Origin of the sequence: Streptomyces sp. MBT53, assembly GCF_016654115.1 — a bacterium.
GTDB lineage: Bacteria > Actinomycetota > Actinomycetes > Streptomycetales > Streptomycetaceae > Streptomyces.
In genome coordinates this window covers 1-16759 of the sequence record NZ_JAEQAZ010000196.1, presented here as the reverse complement: position 1 = coordinate 16759, position 16759 = coordinate 1, and the positions used below count along the sequence as shown (strand labels likewise).

The window sequence follows — 16759 nt, the reverse complement described above, 5'->3', positions numbered from 1 at the left end:
GCGGGTTCCACCTAGTTAGAGAGGCTCAGACAACCCGCAGGCAAAAGACATGATCCGCGAAGCGGATCATGTCTTTTGCCTGCGGGTTGTCTGAGCCTCTCTAACTAGGTGGAACCCGCCAAACGGTGCACCCCCCTGAGAGCTCATCAAAACCGCAGGTCAGGACCACTTTTGAGGCTCTGTCAGCCTTAGTCGAGGGCGGGAACAGTGATCCGAACCCGCCATTTGGTGCGCTCTTTTTCCACACTCGCGAAATCGAACAGACTCCGAGGGGTGCACCGTTTGGCGGGTTCGGTGTTGACCAGTGCAAACACGATAGCTGATCCCCATCAGTTCCCTTGCGCCCGTTCGAGTAACACCCGGCACCAAAGTTTCACCCCTTACCGGTTCGGGTGCGTCGATGGCGGTTTCGGGCCCGGAAACGGCCGTTTTCCCTGGTCGGCACCCAACCCGCCATCAAATGCGCACCTTTTCCACAAGGTTGGGCCCCGGGGCTGGTCGGCGTGCGCCGATCACTCCGAGAGTTGCAGACCAACTTGCAGTTGAACTTGCAGTTGTGCTGCAACTCTCGTAAGGTGGGGACCGCACCAACCGCCGAGGACGAGCCGCGGCGGACCGAACGGAAGAGGCCCGAATGACTGCAACCGCCGCCCCGATGCCCGTTGCCGAAGCGCTCGCCGAGGGTGCTCCGCGGAACCTCGGCGCGCTGGCCGGCTCGGCTACCGGCCGCGGGTGGGGTGTCATGGTCGAGCGGGACGGCGACGCGTGGACGCTGGTCATCGCTACGCCTACCGACCCCCGTTCGGAGCGGTACACGTGGCGCGCGGGCAAGTGGTCCGCGTCGAACCCGCGCGGCTACCGCGCGGCACTCACGTACTACCGGGCCGAGACGGACGGCGCTCCCCGTGTGACGGTTGCGGACGCGTGGCCGGTCGTGGCGGACGTGCCGGAGTGCGCCGAGTGCACCGACGGAAGCTGTGTCGACTGCAAGGCGGAAGCGGCGGACGTCAAGGGTGCGGAGGAACTCCGCGTCAAGGCGTGCAAGGCGCATGACCGCGTGTCCAAGGGGCTGAAGAGCGTCAAGGCTGCATACGAGCGTGGCAACGCTGCGCAGGGGCGTGCGGAGGCCGCGGCGGAGCGCGCGCGTGCGGCTGCGGCGGCGGAGGATGAGCGGCTGTCCGCGCGGGTGGCGTACGCGGACGCGGTCACGTGCTCTCTGCCGTATGGGTCGGCGGAGCGTACGCGCGCGGGTCTGGAATGGCTGTCGGCCCGTTGGGAGTTGGGGGAGGGTCCGGCGTCCGCCGCACTCGGGGAGTGTGAGGAGTACCTCGCGCGTGTGGAAGCGTCCTCCGCCGAGGGTTGGGCCGACGACGACCGTAAGGGTTGGGACGACGCTGACGACGCGGCCAAGCACGCGCACAAGGAAACGATGATTGAGTTCGGGACCTTCGAGCGTGAGGACCGTAACCGGGGCGTGATCGTTCTTCCGTCCCTGTTCGACGCTGAGAGCGCGTGGGAGATCATCCAAGCGCACTCGCGCGACATGGCGCGGTTCGTGCGTGAGGCGGAAGCGGCGGCGGACGCTGCGGAGTCTGACGCGGCACAGTGCGAGGCATGGGCGGACGCTGCGGAGTGCGCCGAGGGGGACGACGCGGCGGACGCGGCAACGCTGTTCACGTTTCCGGCGCCGGACGGCCGTCAGGTGGACATGTCGCGCGCTCACTGGGGTGTGTCGGACACGGTGGCGGAGGAGTGGGCGGCGGACGCTGCGGCTCTGCCGGTCGTGCCGGTCGGTGCCGTTGCTGCGGCGGAGACTCCGGCCACGGTGAAGGGTCCGGCCGAGGGTGAGGCGACCGGCGACGCTCCGGCCGAGTCGACCCCCGTTGCGGACGCTCCGGCGCCCGTTCCGGCCGAGACTGCGGCGGAGACAGTCGAGCGTGCCCGTAGGGCGGCGGAGGAGTGGCCGGAAGCGATGCAAGCGCGGTCACTGGGTGACCGTTACGAGGGGGAGTTCCGGCGCTCCGACCTGCTTTCGGAACTGTCCGTGTGCGGCGAGCGGTTCCCGTTCCGCTTCCATTTCCAGTCGGGCGGCGGACACACCGTGACCCTTCCGACGGGGGACGTGCGCGGTACGTGGGGTGAGGTCACCGGGGCCGCTATCGCGTACGTGATCGCGGAGCGTCCGGCGGCGGTGCTGCGGGCAACGGCCGAGACGGCGCGCGTGTACGGCATCCATGCGGAGCGCGCGGCGGAGAAAGCGGAGGAGAACGCACAGACTGCCGTATCGGTCGGCATGGCGCGCGCTGCCCTGGACACGGTCCGTGCGCTCGCTCAGCGCATCGATTGGGACGGACTGACGGATGAGCAGTACGACAGTGCCCGGGGTGCGATCCGTGAGGCCGAACAGTGCACGGAGCGCGCAGAGTCCGCGTACGCGCGGGGTGACGTCGACACGGCCCGTTGGGCAGCGCGTGACGCTCTCGCCGTCGCCCGTTGGTTCGGACTTGACGCGCCGTCGGCTCAGGAGTGCGCGGAGCGCGCGCCGGAAGCGCGCGCGGTTGCTGGGCGGGTGCGGCCGGAAGCGTCGGTGTTCCTGCTGCGCATCACCCGCCCGGGGTGGGAGGGACCGGCCGAGACGGTCGAGGTTCCGGCCGGCGGCGCCCCGGCCGGTAGCGGCGTGACACAGGACGTGGCGACTTCCGAGGAACTTGACGCGGACACTTCAAATGGAGACTCGACCCCCCGCGGGGAAGGGGGGTTTTCCCGGGAACTTGACGCGTACGCGTCAAAAATGGTCCCGGGGGAGGCGCCCGCGGCGGCGGACGCCGGTCCGGCCGAGAGTGCGCCGGTCGTGGTGGAGCGTCCGGCGGTGTTGCCCGACGTTGTGTCGGACCCCGGCGGGGTGGACGGGTGGGAGGCCGACGGGGGCGCGGTTGAGGTGCTGCCGGTGATCTGCCACGGCAACGGGGGTGGGGTGTTCCCGCCCGCGTTCCGTGGCCCGTACGAGGGCACGGTGCGGGTGTCGCGTTCGTGGCTTGCGGAGCGTGCGCGGCGTGCTCTGGCCATGGCGTGTGAGCGGCTCACCGTGGCGGAGGAGGACGCGCGGGAGTGCGCCGCGTGGCGCCGTGACGCGTACGACCTTCACCAGGAAGTACGCCGGTCGGCGGGTGTGCTCGGCGAACACGTCTGGGTGAGCTACGAGACGTCCGGCCAGTGGTCGGAGCGTGCACGTAAGGCGTCGTATGCGGCGGACGCGCGGCGGACGCGTGCGCGGGATGCGGTGCGGTGGTGTGAGCGGGAGCTGTCCGCGCTGGAGAGTGAGGCGGAGGAACCGGCGCAGCGTGCGGCGGCGGCGCGCGGGTTCCTGGCCCGTGCGGCGGCCGGTGACATTCCGGCCGGTCGTGGCGTGTGGCTGTCCGAGGACGGCGGTACGGCGGTGATGTTCGAGCTTCCCGCCGATGCCGAGTACGCATCCGACATGGAACACGCGCCCGGGATGGCGGAGCGTCGGGCGTTCGTGGACCTGTTGGCCGATGCTGTGGCCGCGCGGGATGAGGGGCGCGCGTTGAAGGGGCCCGACCTGCCCACGAAGAACAAGCACGGGCGTACCGCGGGGGTGGAGAAGGGGCAGGCGTCCGCGTCGGTTAAGCCCCTCTTGCAGCCGTGGAAGGCGCCCAAGGGGACCGAGGCCGGGCGCATGCCGTCGGTGTCGACGCTGGAGGACTGGCAGGGCGGTTACGCGGGTGCGGAGGTGATCGCGGAGACCGAAGCGGCGCCGGGGGTGTGGCTGCCCATGGCTGCCGTGGCCATGGCGGACACGGCAGCGGGGAACGGGTGGACGGTGGCCGTGCAGCGCAGTGCGGACGGGGTCACGGTGACGGTGCGGGCGACGGGTACCCCCACGGGCAAGGTTCCCGGGGAGATGCGCGCGGTGTGGAGTGGGGGCCTGTACGACATTGACGCGTCGGGGGCATGGGTGAACGGCGCGCCGGTCGACAAGACTCCGACGCTGCACGCGATGAACTCGACGGTTGCCCAGGTGTGCAAGGTGGGCGGCGTCCTGGTCGAGGACACGGCGCCGGTCGCGCTGCCCGACGTCGTGTCGGACCCGGGCGGAGTGGACGGGTGGGAGAGCGACGGCGGCGCGGTCGAGCGGGACGAACCCGGAGAGCTCTCCCCGCCGGCAGTTCGTGACGACGTGCCCGCGCCGGTCGCGGACGACGAGCGTGCGCCGCTCGATGGGTGCGGCTACTACCCGCAGGAATGCCGCCACGCGTGGCCGTGCGGGCGTGATGAGGCGGTGTGGAGCGCGCGGCAGCCCAAGAGCCGTTCGGTGTTGCTGCGGGAGCGCCAGGCCGTGACGCGGGCTCGTAAGGCCGCGCCTGACGTGGTGTCCGACCCGTCCGGGGTGGACGTGTGGGAGGCCGACGGCGGCATGGTGCCGGGCGTCGTTGCCCCTCGGCCGGTGGCGCAGTTCCGGGAACTTGACGCGGACACTTCAAATGGAGACTCGACCCCCCGCGGGGAAGGGGGGTCACCCCGGGAACTTGACGCGGACGCGTCAAAGGCGGTTTCGGGGGAGGCGTCCGAGGCGGCGGCGGACATCGTCATTCGACACACCCACGAAGACGGCACCACTGTTGAGGGCTCCGCCAAGGGTGACGGGGTGTGGGAAGCGTTGCGCCCGCTGGGCTGGACCTACCGGCGCACCCCGGGGATCTTCATCCGGGGCAGCCGCTACAACGGCGCCGACCGGTGGAAGATCAACCGCGCCGCGGACGCGGTGCGCTCACTCGGCCTGTCGTGCGCCGTGGCGATCGAAGAAACCATGTCGTTCGCCGAGCGGGAGGCCGCCCGTGTGGATGCGGCCGAGGAGCGGACGGAGCGGTTCACGGACCGGTCCGGACGTGCGGCGGCATCGTCGCAGTCGGCGCGGGATACCTCGGACCGGATCGCCGAACGGTTCTGGATGGGTCAGCCGATCTTGGTGGGTCACCATTCGGAGGGGCGCGCCCGCAGGGACCAGGAGCGCATGCACAACGCGATGCGCAAGAGCATCGCCGAGGGCGAGCGGGCCGGTTACTGGGCCAACCGCGCCCAGGCGGCGGAGGCTTACGAGCGGTATCGGAAGAACCCGGGGCGCACGCTGCGCCGTATCGAGAAGCTGGAGGCGGAGCGGCGCGGCGTTCTGCGGGAGCGCGACGGTGTTGACGACAAGGGCCGTGTGGCTGATGTGTGGCGGCGCCCGCCGTCCGAGGCGCGCAGGGAAGAGCTGACGCGCCGTCTGGCCGAGTACGACGAAGAGCTGACGTACTGGGCGGAGACCATCAAGGAGGCGGAGCGGCGCGGCTTCAAGGTGTGGGGGCGGGCCGACTTTGTGAAGGGCGATTACGTCCGGTACCGGGGTACGTGGTACGAGGTCACCCGGGTTAATACGAAGTCGGTGACGATCCCGCACATTCACGCGGCGTTTGATGGCGGCGCGGTGGGTGCGGTCGGCGGGTGCCGTGTTGTCACCCGTGCGGCGGCTCAGGCGGCGGGCCGGATGGGCGCCTACACGTACACGGCCGCCTATAACGACGGTGTCACCGGGCGCATGTCGGCTGGGCAGATGCGGGCCGCCCTTGCGGGTGCGCCGATCCCCGCCGACCCGCGCGACGTCACCCCGGAGCCCACCCCGGAGGAGGCAGAGGCGGAGCGGGCGGCCGACGCGCGGGAGCTGGCCGAGCGCCAGGACCAGGCCGCCCCGGCTCCGGTTGCGCCGGCGGTGCCGGTGAGCGCTGCGGCTCCGGCCGGTGTGTCCGACCCCGGGACCGAGGAGGCATGGGAGGGCGACGGCGGCGCGGTGCCGGGCGTCACCGCCCCTCGGGCGGTGGCGCAACTCCGGGAATTTGACGCGGACGCGCCAAATGGGGCCCCGGTTGACGGCGCAGCTCTGCGGGAGGCGTTCATTGCCGCGCACGGCAACGAAGACGCCATGCGTGCGGCCTCCTGGTGGTGCGACACCGATTGCGCGACGTGCGCCGACGGCCGCGAGTGCGCCGACTGCCCCACCTGCACGGAGTTCGCGCAGCCCTACCCGGCGCGGTGGGCGCGGCGTCCCGCCGACGGCGGCCCGGAACGCATGGTGCACGTGTGCCACGGCCCCGGCGGCATGTCGGAGGGGCAGCGCCTCGCCCTGGGGGGCGACGACTCGGCCGATGTGGACGCGGTGGGGATCGAGATCAACGAGGGCGCCGCCGCGACCGCGCGCGCCGCCGGATACACGATCATTTGCGCTGACGTCCGCACGCTGGACCCCCGGCACCCCGTGCTGACGTCGGTCAAGCGGCTGCACCTGTCTACGCCGTGCCCGACGATTTCGACCGGCGGGAAGCGCTCCGGTGTACAACCGGCCGAGGTCGAGAAGTTCATGGACCTGCTGTTTCACGCCTCGGAGTACCTCGGGCACCTTGAGGTGGAAGACGTCTGCCAGGACTACGGCGGCCCCCACGAGTACGCCTACCAGTCCGACGCCGAGAACGAGGGCGAGGCCGCATGGGACCCGTCCGGCTATGACGGCGAGTGGGAAGCCTGGTGCGAAGAGCACGACGACATGGCCGACTGCGACGGGTGCCACCACCACATTCAAACGCAGCACTGCATGGAAGGGACGGCCGCGCCCGGGTGCACCCCGGACGAGTTCCGGCGGCTGGCCATGGACGCGTGCGCGGACGAGCGCACGGCGCTGATGGCTGAGGTTCTGCTGTGGCCCATGGCCATGATCAAGGCGGGCGGCATCCTGGCGTCCGTCACCATGGAGCAGTCAGACAACCTGCTGAAGGCCGCTGCCCCGCTGTGTGCGGCGATTCAGACCGAGTTGCGCGAGTCCCTGCAATTCGACTGGGTGTCCTTCCAGGTCGAGGACGCGGCCACCTACGGCGCCGCCTCCCACCGTGTCCGCACGTGGATGATCGCCGTACGGGACGGTGAGCCCGACGGGGCGCGGTCCGTGGTCCGTGCCGATGACGTCGCCGCCGCCGAGCGGGCCATGTGGGGCGACGGCGCACGGCGCCCCATCCCCACCACCCGCCCGGACTTGGCCATGCGGGTTGACCTGCTGGGCGGCCGTGCGCCGCTCCCCTCCCTCACCGTGGCTCAGGCACTCGGGTGGGAATCCGGGCTATGGGTCGACACCCGGGGCGCGCGGCCGGTCGACCCCGTCACCGGTCGGGCTAAGGGCGGCGGTTCGTTCAGCGCGGACAAGGTGGCGCAGTGCGTCACCGCCACGTGGTACGGCGCCACCCGGCGCCGTGCGGACGAACCCCAGGGGTGCGCGTCCGGCGGCCGGGCGTTCACGCAAGCCGAGCTCGGCGCGCTCGTCGGCTTCCGCTGGGATTATCCCTGGCAGCACGTAGGGCGCGGGGAGGGCATTCGCAACAAGGCGCAGCAGGCGGCGGACGCGGTGTCGCCGTTCATGGGCATGGCCGTGACCGGCGCCGTCATCTCCCGGGCCCGGCGTATCTGGTACCGGCGGGCACTGGCCTATCAGCGGGCCCTGTACGCGTACGCCGTGAACCTGTGGACGAACGAGCAGCGGGAGGCCGTAGAGGACCGGCTCGCCGAGGAGGCCGGAACGCCGGACTCCCCGCGCATCGCAGACGTGAACACGCCCTCGGTGCAGACTCCCCCGATGCTGCTCGCGGCGCCGGTCCGGCTGATGCTCGAACGCGGGCCCGACCGGCAGCACGTTCCGGCACCGAGGACGGCCGCCGTTCACGTCACCCGTGAGGCGGGCGAGTGCGGCGCCCTCGACGGCCGCACCGGTCGTACGATGACGGCCCGTCCCCGCCCGCGCCGCCCGCTCGCGCCGGTCGGAGCGCCGCCCGCCACGGCCCCCGCGGCGGGCCCGGAGACGGCCCCCGCCGCGCGGGGCGCGGGACCGCGCGAGCCGCGCCCGGCCGCGGCGGCGGCCCCTGCCAGCGGCCCCCTGTCGCGTCGAGCGGAGACCCGGGGGGTTGGGGGTGTTCGCGCAGGTCACAGCACACGACAGGGCGTCACGCGACAGGCCACACGACAGGGCACGCGACAGCCTCCCGGCGGGTGGGCCGGGCGTCCGCCGAGGGGTGGGGAGCGGGCTCCGCCTCCCCCGCCCGCCCCGGCCCCGGGCGGTGCCGGCTTCCGCCAAACTTGACAGGGGCACATCATGATTGACTCGGCGGCATCGAGGTGGTGCCGCTCTCCTGAGACTTGACGCGTGCACTTCAAAGGGGGTTCGAGTCCGGCGCTCGGCCCGGACGTGACCCGCGACCAGGGACCGGCGCGCGGGCGCCGAGGGGCTCGCCCGAAGATCACACAGTGTGATCACGACCCTCTCGCGCGGGCGACGCCTGCAAACGGCGTCACCCGAACGGTGCACCCACTGTCGGTGCTGTGTGGGAGCGTGCCGCCATGACCACCGCCCCGACGCCGCCCGTCCCGCTCACCGCGGACGAGCTCCCGCTCCGCGTCCCCCTGATCCACGGCGAAACGAACCTGTCGTACCTGCTGCGCACCGCCACGGCCAACGGCCTAGGCGTCGGCCCGCTCCTCGACACCCTCACCGACCGCGCCCTCGAACTCCCCGACGACGGCCCCTCCCCGCAGCGCGACGAGGTCCGCCTCTCCCCCGCAGCCCTCGACCGGATCGCCGCCCTGGTGGAACGCGAGCCCGAACAGCTCGCCCGCGCGCTCCCCGGCGCCCACTCCGACCGGCTCGCCGAGACCGCCCAACTCGACGCGTGGCCCGGCGGGCTCGGCTCCTCGCCCCTGCCGGCCTGCCCGCTGTGCATGGAACCCGGCGCATGGCTGGCCGCCGAGGGGCACCGATGGCGGCCGTGCGGGTGCGGGCGCCGATGGATGGCCGGAGACGACGCCGGTTACCTCGTCGACACCGGCCCCGTCCCCGCCCTCGCCCGTGCCCTGCGCGGGCACCGTGACCTCGTTCACCGCCTCGGCCCCGTCGGTGACGCCCTCCTCGCCGACGCCCATCAAGTGGCCCTGTGGTGGTGGGTCCACGGCCAGGTGGCCGCCGAACAGTGGCGGGCCGACGAGGACGCCCTCGGCCTTGTCCGTCACCGCCGCCGAGCCGCGCCGGTCGTCGTCTACCCCCTGGCCGTCGCCCTCGCCGAGCGCATGTGGACGTGGGAGGAGCGCCGCCGCAAACCGCGCGCCTCGGCCGAGGGTTGGGTCGAGTCCGTCGCCGAGCTCGCCGCCGCCGGCACCCTCACCCGGCGCGAGCGCGAACCGCTGACCTACTGGCTCGAACAGCACACGGCCGAGGCCGCAGCCAAGCCGCGCGGCCGTACGGCCGCCGAGCGGCGGTGGAACCGGCTCCCCGCCCTCCACGAACACGCCGCCGAACACGGCCTTCACCGGGCCCCGTCCTGCCTCATGTGGGTCTACGGCCTGCCCCTGACATCGACCACAGCCGTGTGCGAGCGCTGCAACGGGCGCGCGCCGAGCTGCCGATGGGTGCCGTACGCCAAGTGCACCGGCCTGCCGAAGTAGATCGTCGTCCGACTGTCCGAGCCCTCCGCTACGCTCTTCGCGGAGGGCGCGACTACGCCCCTACTGCTGCCCGCACGCCCACGCCGTGCACGGGCGCCGACGGTACGAAGGTCCCACGGGATGCCGGTCGTTCCAGAGCTGACGATCCGTCCTGTCCGGGCGGGCCGCGTGGGGGCCGACGCCCGGAGCCGGGAGGGCATCGCATGCCGAAGAGGAACGCCGAGCAAAAGGCGGCTTGGGCTCTCAAGGAGGCCGAGGGCCTCGACTACCAAGAGGCGCTGCGGCGCGTACGGGCCGAGGCCGCCGCCGAATCCGCCACCACCGACGCGCCGGCATCCGCCCCGGCCGCCGTCGTGTACGCACTCCAGCCCACCGCCGCCGAGACCGAACTCGGCATCACCGCCGAAGAGCTCGGCATCCGCGCACTCCCCGAAACCGCCACCCCTGCGCAGCGCGCGCACGCCGAGGCGGTGTGGCGCCCGAACGAGGACCCCGCGGCGCCGTGCCGGTGCTCGGGCATCCGGTGCCATCACGGCGAGAGGTGCGAAGTCGAGTTCTCCGACGGGCAGTGCGACGGGCGCCTTATCCACGTCGACCGGCACCCGGGCAGCATGTTCGACCTCACTGCCTGGTACGACACATACGGGTGCGAGGGCTGCCGCGAGACCTTCGAGGCCACGGTGACGCTGACCGAGATCCCATGGGGCGAAGTCCGTACCCGCGCACAGCTCGACGGGACGGAGCGAACCCTCAGCACCGGGACCGGTGACCGCGTGATCGTCCTGTACGACGGCATCAGGCATCCCAACTTCCCGGACAGCACGCCCGAGGAGGACGACGGCGACGAGCTCGACCCCGACGCGCACCCCACCCCAGAGGAGGAATGGAACGCCGCCGCGGACCAGGCCGACGAGGAGCACCAGGAGGACGGCCTCGATGACGAACCGCGGGACGACGTCGACCCGATCGAGCCCCCCGAGGACTACGACGACGGCCCCGACGAGGACGAGCTCGGCCCGGCCTCGCGGGTGCTGGCCGTTGACCTCGACCCGCAGCCCACGGCCGCCGACTGGTCCCTGATGGAGCCGCGGTCATGGTGAACATTCAGGGACACGAGCAGCGTCAACGGAACGTGCCGCAGTTGATCGCTCAGCCGACCGCGTTCCCCGTCGGCGGTGCACTGATGGCGGCGGTCGTGCTCTCGCCCTACGGCGGCGCTGGACGCGCAGAGATCGAGCGGTTCCCCGAGTACGCCTCACTCACTCCGCTTGACCAGGAGGCACCGGCCGACGGGGGACCATGGCACTTCTGGCAAGACCCCACCGGCCCGGTTCTCCTGGCGCTCAACAAGCCGGGCGCTGAGGGAGAGGTGCACGTCGTGATGGAACTCGCCGACCCCCCGCCCCTGTGGTGGAACCTTGCCCGTCAGCGCGCACAGATGGCCGTGGTCTGGCTGTCGGACGTTCGCCACCCGACCACCGATGAGATGAAAGCGGCGCTCAAATCCCGGTCCGGGTGGATGGCCTCTGCGCGCTGGATTGAGCCCGTAGCCCTGCTGTAGAACCGCAGCCCCGACGGAACGCCGAGGGCCTCGCCGCGGTGTGCGGCGAGGCCCTCGACCGGCGCCCGGCTCCCCTGGTGAAGGGGGCCGGGCGTTGTGCTGTTACGCCGAGGCGGACGGCCGCCACGCGAACACGGACCGGACGGAAGACGGCTCGATCTCCCACCCGGCCGCGCGGAACTTGGCGGCGAGGAGGCGCAGCTCGGCGCGGTGCGGCTCTCGGTCGTCCGGCGTCACGTAGAGACCCTCGACGAGCCAGTACACCGCAACGCGTCCGTAGCCGCGGGGCTCGACGAGGGCGCCGTGCGCGGTCTTGTCGTAGTCGTCGCTTCCGGTGAAGTCGTGTTCGTCGGTGATGGTGGCGAGTTGCGTCCCGGTGAGGACGTCGAGGGCGGCGAGGGTGTCCGGGTGCTCGGCATCCGTGGGTGCGCTGCCCGCGATGGCCGGACGGACCGGCGAGGCAGCAGCAAGAGCCTTGGCGTAAGCGAGTTCCTCGGCCGCGAGCATGCACCGGGTGCACAGCTCGTCGCCCCGCGCGTACCGGGCCGCGGCCTCGTCGAGGTCGAGGTACGCCGTCAGTGCCCGGCCGCACAAGGTGTCGTCGTTGCCCCGCGAGTAGTGCACGCGACGGCCGCGGCCCACGGCCGCGTGCCGCAGTCCGGCCCGCTTGTAGAGGGGTGCACCGTCGGCGATCACGTCGGCCGTCGACTTGGCGGGGGTGTCCGCCTTGACCGTGCACCGCTCGCACAAGTGCGTGGTGAAGGGCAGCGCGCGGGCCGCCTCGGCGGTCAAGAGTCCGCAGTCGCGGCGGCGGTGCCGCTCGGCGGGACGGATGCGCCCGTTGCACACGGCCCGCAGGCCGGCCCCGTCCTCCCCCGTGAACGCGTGAAACAAGCTGTCGTTGCTGTCGGTGTTGGCCCAACCCTGCATGTCGTTGCCGTTCCCTTCGTGGCTGTTGTGGGCCTTCACCATGACATGAGTTGCAGTTGAACTGCAAGTTCAACTGTGAGTTGAGCTGAAACTCTGGCTCCTCGGGTATGTCCCCAGCTCATAAATCATGAGAGATCGACTTAAGCCCAGGTAAATCGGGGGGTGCACCGTTTGGCGGGTTCGGTCCCGCATCCGTGAGGGGCGGCCCGGGTGTCGGCGCAGGTCGCAGGCGTGCAGCCTCGACCGCCGCCGTGCACCGCATGGGGGGGTGCACGGTTTGGCGGGTTCGGTGGCAGAGGGGTGCAGCACCTGGCGGGTTCGGTCCGACCTGCGGGTTTCCCCCCGAGCCGTGCCGTCCTGGGTGCCGGCGGGACCGTGCACACCTGGCGGGATCGGTCGGAGGGTGCACGGTCCCGCCTCGCCCCAACTCCCCCTTGCGGCTCGCGCCGAGCGGCGATGGCGGGTTCGGCCTCGAACCGACTTCCCCGGGGTGCACGGCAGAGAGGAGACTCGACCGGTGCACGCTCACCACCAGGAGGACGCCCGCCCATGACCAGTCTCGACACCGCCACGACCGCCGACTTCGAGGGGTGGCTCGTCGACCAGCTCCGCCGGGATGTGCAGATGCGCGGCGAGCTCCCCGGCTTCCGGCATGCCGGCGGAGTGGCCGGACTCCTCCTCACGTACGGCCGCCTGTTCACCCCGGCGGAGTGGCCGGACGGCGGAGACCCGCCCGGCGACGCCGGCCGCTGCTACACCGAATCCGTTTCGTGGGCGTGGGCATCCGAGGGCGAGCTCGTCTACGTCGAGGGCATGGCGTGGGATCGCCTGTTCCCCATGGAACACGCCTGGTGCGGCACAGCGGACGGCACCGTGCGTGACCTGACGTGGCGCCGCCCCGGACGCGCTTACCTGGGCATCCCCGTGCACGCCGAGGAGGCCACCCGGATCATGGGCGCGCAGGGCAGCCCTCTTCTGTACTCCGCCGAGGGACACGCCTCCCGCCTCGCCATCGAGTGGGCCCGCGACGGCATCCCGGCCGAGCTCCTCGCCGACGTCGGCCGCCCCGTTCCCGCCGACGGCTGACCGCGCACCGCCCGGTGGCCCCTGCGTAGGCTCGACTCGTGAGCACCGCCGAGGAGATCCCCGAACCCGTCACCGCCCGCCCGTGGCGACGCGAGGACGGCCCACGGCCGAAGGTGACCACCTGGCCCCCCGGCCGCCGTCCCGCCCTGGCCGTCTGGTCGGGCGGGGCGTGGCGGACCGCTCCCGTCATGGCTCGCCAGGACTGGGCGGACGGCCGGGTGTTCTATCAGGTCGAGGTCGACCTACGCGGGGACACTCTCGTCTCGTGCCGCATGTACCAGTGGCCACAGCCCGGCTTGCGCCGTGCGTACAACGCCCCCGGGAGCGAAAGCGAGTCGGACCAGCGAGTCACGCGCCGCCCGGCGTGATCACCTCGACGAACGACCACACGCCACGGCCCCGGAACTCCGAAGAGCTCCGGGTCCGTCATCGACGCGAGACGCTAGCCGCGCCAGACGCCGGGCGGAACGTCCTCGGCGGGAAGGTCGGCGTCGCAGTAGTAGAACGTTCCGCGCTCGGGGTCCTGAACCTTCCAGATCACGGACCTGTCGCACGGCTGGCCGTCCGGGCGGATCGGCGCCGCGCACAGCGGATTGACGAGACCGGACGACGGATGTCCCTTGGGCTGCCGCTCGGCCGTCCGCACGCTCTCCGCTCCGGCGGGGCGCCACGTGAACCGTGCGCCCCCGTCGCCGAGCTGTTCGCCGTAGCGGCCCTCGACCCGGCCGGACAGAACCGGGAGAGGAGGCACGCCGTTGCGCGCCGCGTACTCCACGACCAGGCCGACGACATCCGCCACCGCGACCGGCACACGGTGACCGTGCGAGAGGTGATCGGCCACCTGCTTGAAGACGGCCGCCACAGGGGCCGGGACATAGGTCGTGATCGGTACGCCTACGGGAGACGACACCGCGGGCTCACGCTGCCCGGCGCCCTCCTCCTCGGCCTCCGCGGGTGCCGGCGCCGCCTCGACGACGGCGGCCCGCTGCTCGGGCACCACCACCCCGTTCCAGTTTTCCGCGGAAAATCCGGGGCCCGCCGACGAGGAGCCACCGGCCCCGGCTGGTGCCTCCGAGCGCTCCGTCGGTGTCGGCTCGGAAGACTGCGGGCCGGGCTCCGGAGACGGCGCCGGGTCCGGGGCGGGCGCGTCGGATTCCTCGCGGGCCCTGCGCCGGACGGCCTTCCGTTCCTTGCTCGCTTCGGCGTCGGCGCGCAGGAGTTCGGCGAGGGCCTGGCGCTGCTCCCCGAGCTCCATGTCGCTGATCCCCTTCACGGCGCCGAGACGCCGGGCAACGTTGATCGAGAGACCTTCCTCGCCCCGAGCCTTGGCCCGTACTTCCTCCTGTAGCTCGGGGTGGAGCTTCAACAGGTTCTTGCGGTGCGAGATCCAAGACGGAGACCAGCCCTCAGCCGCTGCGGCCTCCTTGGCGGTCTCGTACTCCGCCACAATCCCCACCACGGCGACGGCTTCCTCGATCGGGTCGAAATCCCGTCTCTTCGTGTTCTCGTCGTACGCCGCCCGCATCACGTCCGCTCGACTCGTCGCGATCGTGTCGTCAGTGACGACGAACAGGTCACTACGCCCGTACTTCCCGGCCGCGCGGCGGCGCCGGTTGCCGTTGATGATCACGACTTTGACCTCGGATTCGAAGCGCTGCCGGTCCGCCGGCCACAGACGCAAGTACGCCTCAACCGTGATGGCGAGGCAGCTTTGGAGCTGCCGCTCCTTGATGCCTTCGAGGTCGGACAGATCGTCGGGGAGGCCGTTGTCCCGCGGGTTGCGGGGGTTGAGGGCGCACTCGGCGAGAGGCATCCAACGGCCCTCGGGTGCCGCCTCCTGGTCCATGCGCTCGACCAAGTCGACAGTGGGCGCGCGGCCATCAGTCATCAGAAACCCCCCGTAACCACGAAGGGGCGAACGGAACGCATCTTCCCGGGCCCGGCGGCCCGTCCGTCTTCCTTGCCTCGTGTCATCAGGCAAGTATCCGTCGATCACCCATGAGGGTGATCACGAGGGCCACCCATGGCGGCGTCCGGAAATCCGGACACCAAGCGCCGCAAGGGCTGTCGGCCACTCGGCCCCGCTTTCGGGCGTCATATCGCCGGGTCCGTCGCTTCCGGACGCAGAGCATCGCTACCGTCTACGCCATGACGACACTCACCCCCATTCCGCCACTTGCGGACGATCTAGAGTTCCTCTCGATCGTCAGCCAGTGGGACCCCGAGACGCCCTATCAGCAGTGGATTCCGTCCACCCTGGTACCGGCGACTTTCCGGCCCGCCGCCCCGTCCCGCGTCTTCGTAGTCACTAACAACAAGGGAGGCGTGGGCAAGACCACGACCGCCGTTGAACTCGCCGCGGCCTGGGCCTCGATGGGCCTGCGCGTGCGCCTGATCGATGGCGACCCCCAGAACGCCGCCATCTCGTTTTGGCTCGGCGTCGTCTACCCCGAAGGACTGCCGGTCGCGGAGCGGTACAACCTCCGTCACGTCTTCCTCGGAACCGACAAGGACCCCAACAACCCGAACGCGCCCGTCGAAGACGTCTCCCTCGACCAGGCCACCTACCCCACCGCCTTCAAGAACCTGTACGTGGTCCCGTGTGACGACACCTTGACCCGGGTCGAGTACGAGCGCTCAGGCGGCACGGACGACGCACTCCGGTACGCCATCGCCGAATCACAGGAACAGTTCGACGTGACCGTGATCGACGCCTCGCGCACGATGAGCCTCGTCACCCTGGCATGCCTGATCGCCGCCGACGATGCGATCATCCCCATCAAGCCAGGCGTCCTCGACGCGCAAGGCTCCGTGAGCATTAACAAGGTCATCGCCAAGATTCAGCGCCGCCAGAACCCCAAACTCCGCGTTGCTGCCATCCTCACCACCATGTGGGAGAAGTCCAACCTTGCCCGCGAGGTCGAGGAGTCGGCCGCCGAGGACTATCCCGAAGCGATCGTGTCCCCCGTCCGTAAGACGGTGTCCATCGCCGAGGCGCCGGCAACCCACAGCCCGACCCGGATTCACGCCCCCCGCGCTACCGCCGTCGCCGACTACGGGCAGATTGCCCGCCTCCTGCTCGACTCGGTGAGCGCCGCATGAGCCCTTCCAAGCGCCGACGGCTCGGTATCACCACCAAGGACAGGGACCAGGCCCCCGAGGCGGAGACCGAGACGAGCGAGACGCCCGCCGCGGACGACGTCGACACCTCCGCCGACACACCCGCAGAGACCGCCGCCGCCTCCCCCCAGGTCCCCGCCGTGCGCGCGGACCAGGAGGATGACCTCCTCAGCAACCTTGGCGGCGGGCGCCCCGCCGTTGTCGACCCGCTCCAGCCGCAGCTCATCGACCGGACCAAGCTCCCCAACGCACCCGAGGAGAGGCTCGCGGCATACGAGGCCGCCATTGAGGCCGCACGGGGCACCCTGGCCCACACCGTCACGAAGGCCAAGTTCCGCGCAGAGATTGAGATCGGGTTCGTCCTCGATGCCATCCGTGAAGAAGAGTTGCACCTCGCCAAGTACGGCAGCATCGAGAACTATGGCGACCAGCGGTGGGGATACAAGCGGTCGACGCTGTACGAGCTGATGGACACCGCCGTGATTCGACTCGCCGCAGCGGCCGGGAGGGTGGTGTCCGGAAATCCGGACACCA

At 71.2% G+C, this 16759-nt stretch carries 10 protein-coding genes; 8 read left to right on the top strand and 2 right to left on the bottom strand.

The window, feature by feature from the left end; genetic code table 11:
* Window positions 1-634: 634 nt before the first annotated feature.
* The 4 genes from JHN45_RS42430 to JHN45_RS42415 all read left to right on the top strand — a co-directional run bounded on the left by JHN45_RS42430 (window position 635) and on the right by JHN45_RS42415 (window position 11089).
* Entirely contained in the window at window positions 635-8173 is a 7539-nt protein-coding gene (locus JHN45_RS42430) for a DUF3560 domain-containing protein (RefSeq protein ID WP_201054662.1), read from the top strand.
* 257 nt (window positions 8174-8430) lie between these two features.
* A complete protein-coding gene (locus JHN45_RS42425; protein WP_201054661.1) occupies window positions 8431-9528 on the top strand; it encodes a TniQ family protein in 1098 nt (365 codons plus the stop codon).
* Window positions 9529-9731: 203 nt separating this feature from the next.
* Window positions 9732-10628: a hypothetical protein gene (locus JHN45_RS42420; protein WP_201054660.1), complete on the top strand. Its 897-nt coding sequence runs from the start codon at window positions 9732-9734 to the stop codon at window positions 10626-10628.
* A complete protein-coding gene (locus tag JHN45_RS42415; RefSeq protein ID WP_201054659.1) occupies window positions 10622-11089 on the top strand; it encodes a hypothetical protein in 468 nt (155 codons plus the stop codon). The genes JHN45_RS42420 and JHN45_RS42415 overlap by 7 nt, the downstream gene beginning before the upstream one ends.
* A 102-nt stretch (window positions 11090-11191) precedes the next feature.
* On the opposite strand, the gene JHN45_RS42410 is transcribed toward JHN45_RS42415, so the two are convergent.
* Window positions 11192-12061 (bottom strand): hypothetical protein, encoded by an 870-nt coding sequence (locus JHN45_RS42410; protein WP_201054658.1) that lies wholly within the window; start codon window positions 12059-12061, stop codon window positions 11192-11194.
* A 507-nt stretch (window positions 12062-12568) separates the two neighbouring features.
* Here JHN45_RS42410 and JHN45_RS42405 point away from each other — a divergent pair.
* Together JHN45_RS42405 and JHN45_RS42400 are read left to right on the top strand one after the other, a co-directional pair.
* Entirely contained in the window at window positions 12569-13105 is a 537-nt protein-coding gene (locus tag JHN45_RS42405) for a hypothetical protein (RefSeq protein WP_201054657.1), read from the top strand.
* Window positions 13106-13143: 38 nt separating this feature from the next.
* Window positions 13144-13473, top strand: coding sequence for a hypothetical protein (locus JHN45_RS42400; protein ID WP_201054656.1), 330 nt, complete (start codon window positions 13144-13146; stop codon window positions 13471-13473).
* Between the two features lie 74 nt (window positions 13474-13547).
* Here JHN45_RS42400 and JHN45_RS42395 read toward each other — a convergent pair whose 3' ends face one another.
* Entirely contained in the window at window positions 13548-14993 is a 1446-nt protein-coding gene (locus tag JHN45_RS42395; RefSeq protein WP_201054655.1) for a hypothetical protein, read from the bottom strand.
* 260 nt (window positions 14994-15253) lie between these two features.
* Here JHN45_RS42395 and JHN45_RS42390 point away from each other — a divergent pair, with 260 nt between their 5' ends.
* Complete coding sequence (locus JHN45_RS42390) at window positions 15254-16207, top strand: ParA family protein (protein WP_201054654.1); 954 nt, start codon at window positions 15254-15256, stop codon at window positions 16205-16207.
* The coding region (locus tag JHN45_RS42385; protein ID WP_201054653.1) for a hypothetical protein at window positions 16204-16759 on the top strand (556 nt) is incomplete at its 3' end. The genes JHN45_RS42390 and JHN45_RS42385, both read left to right, overlap by 4 nt.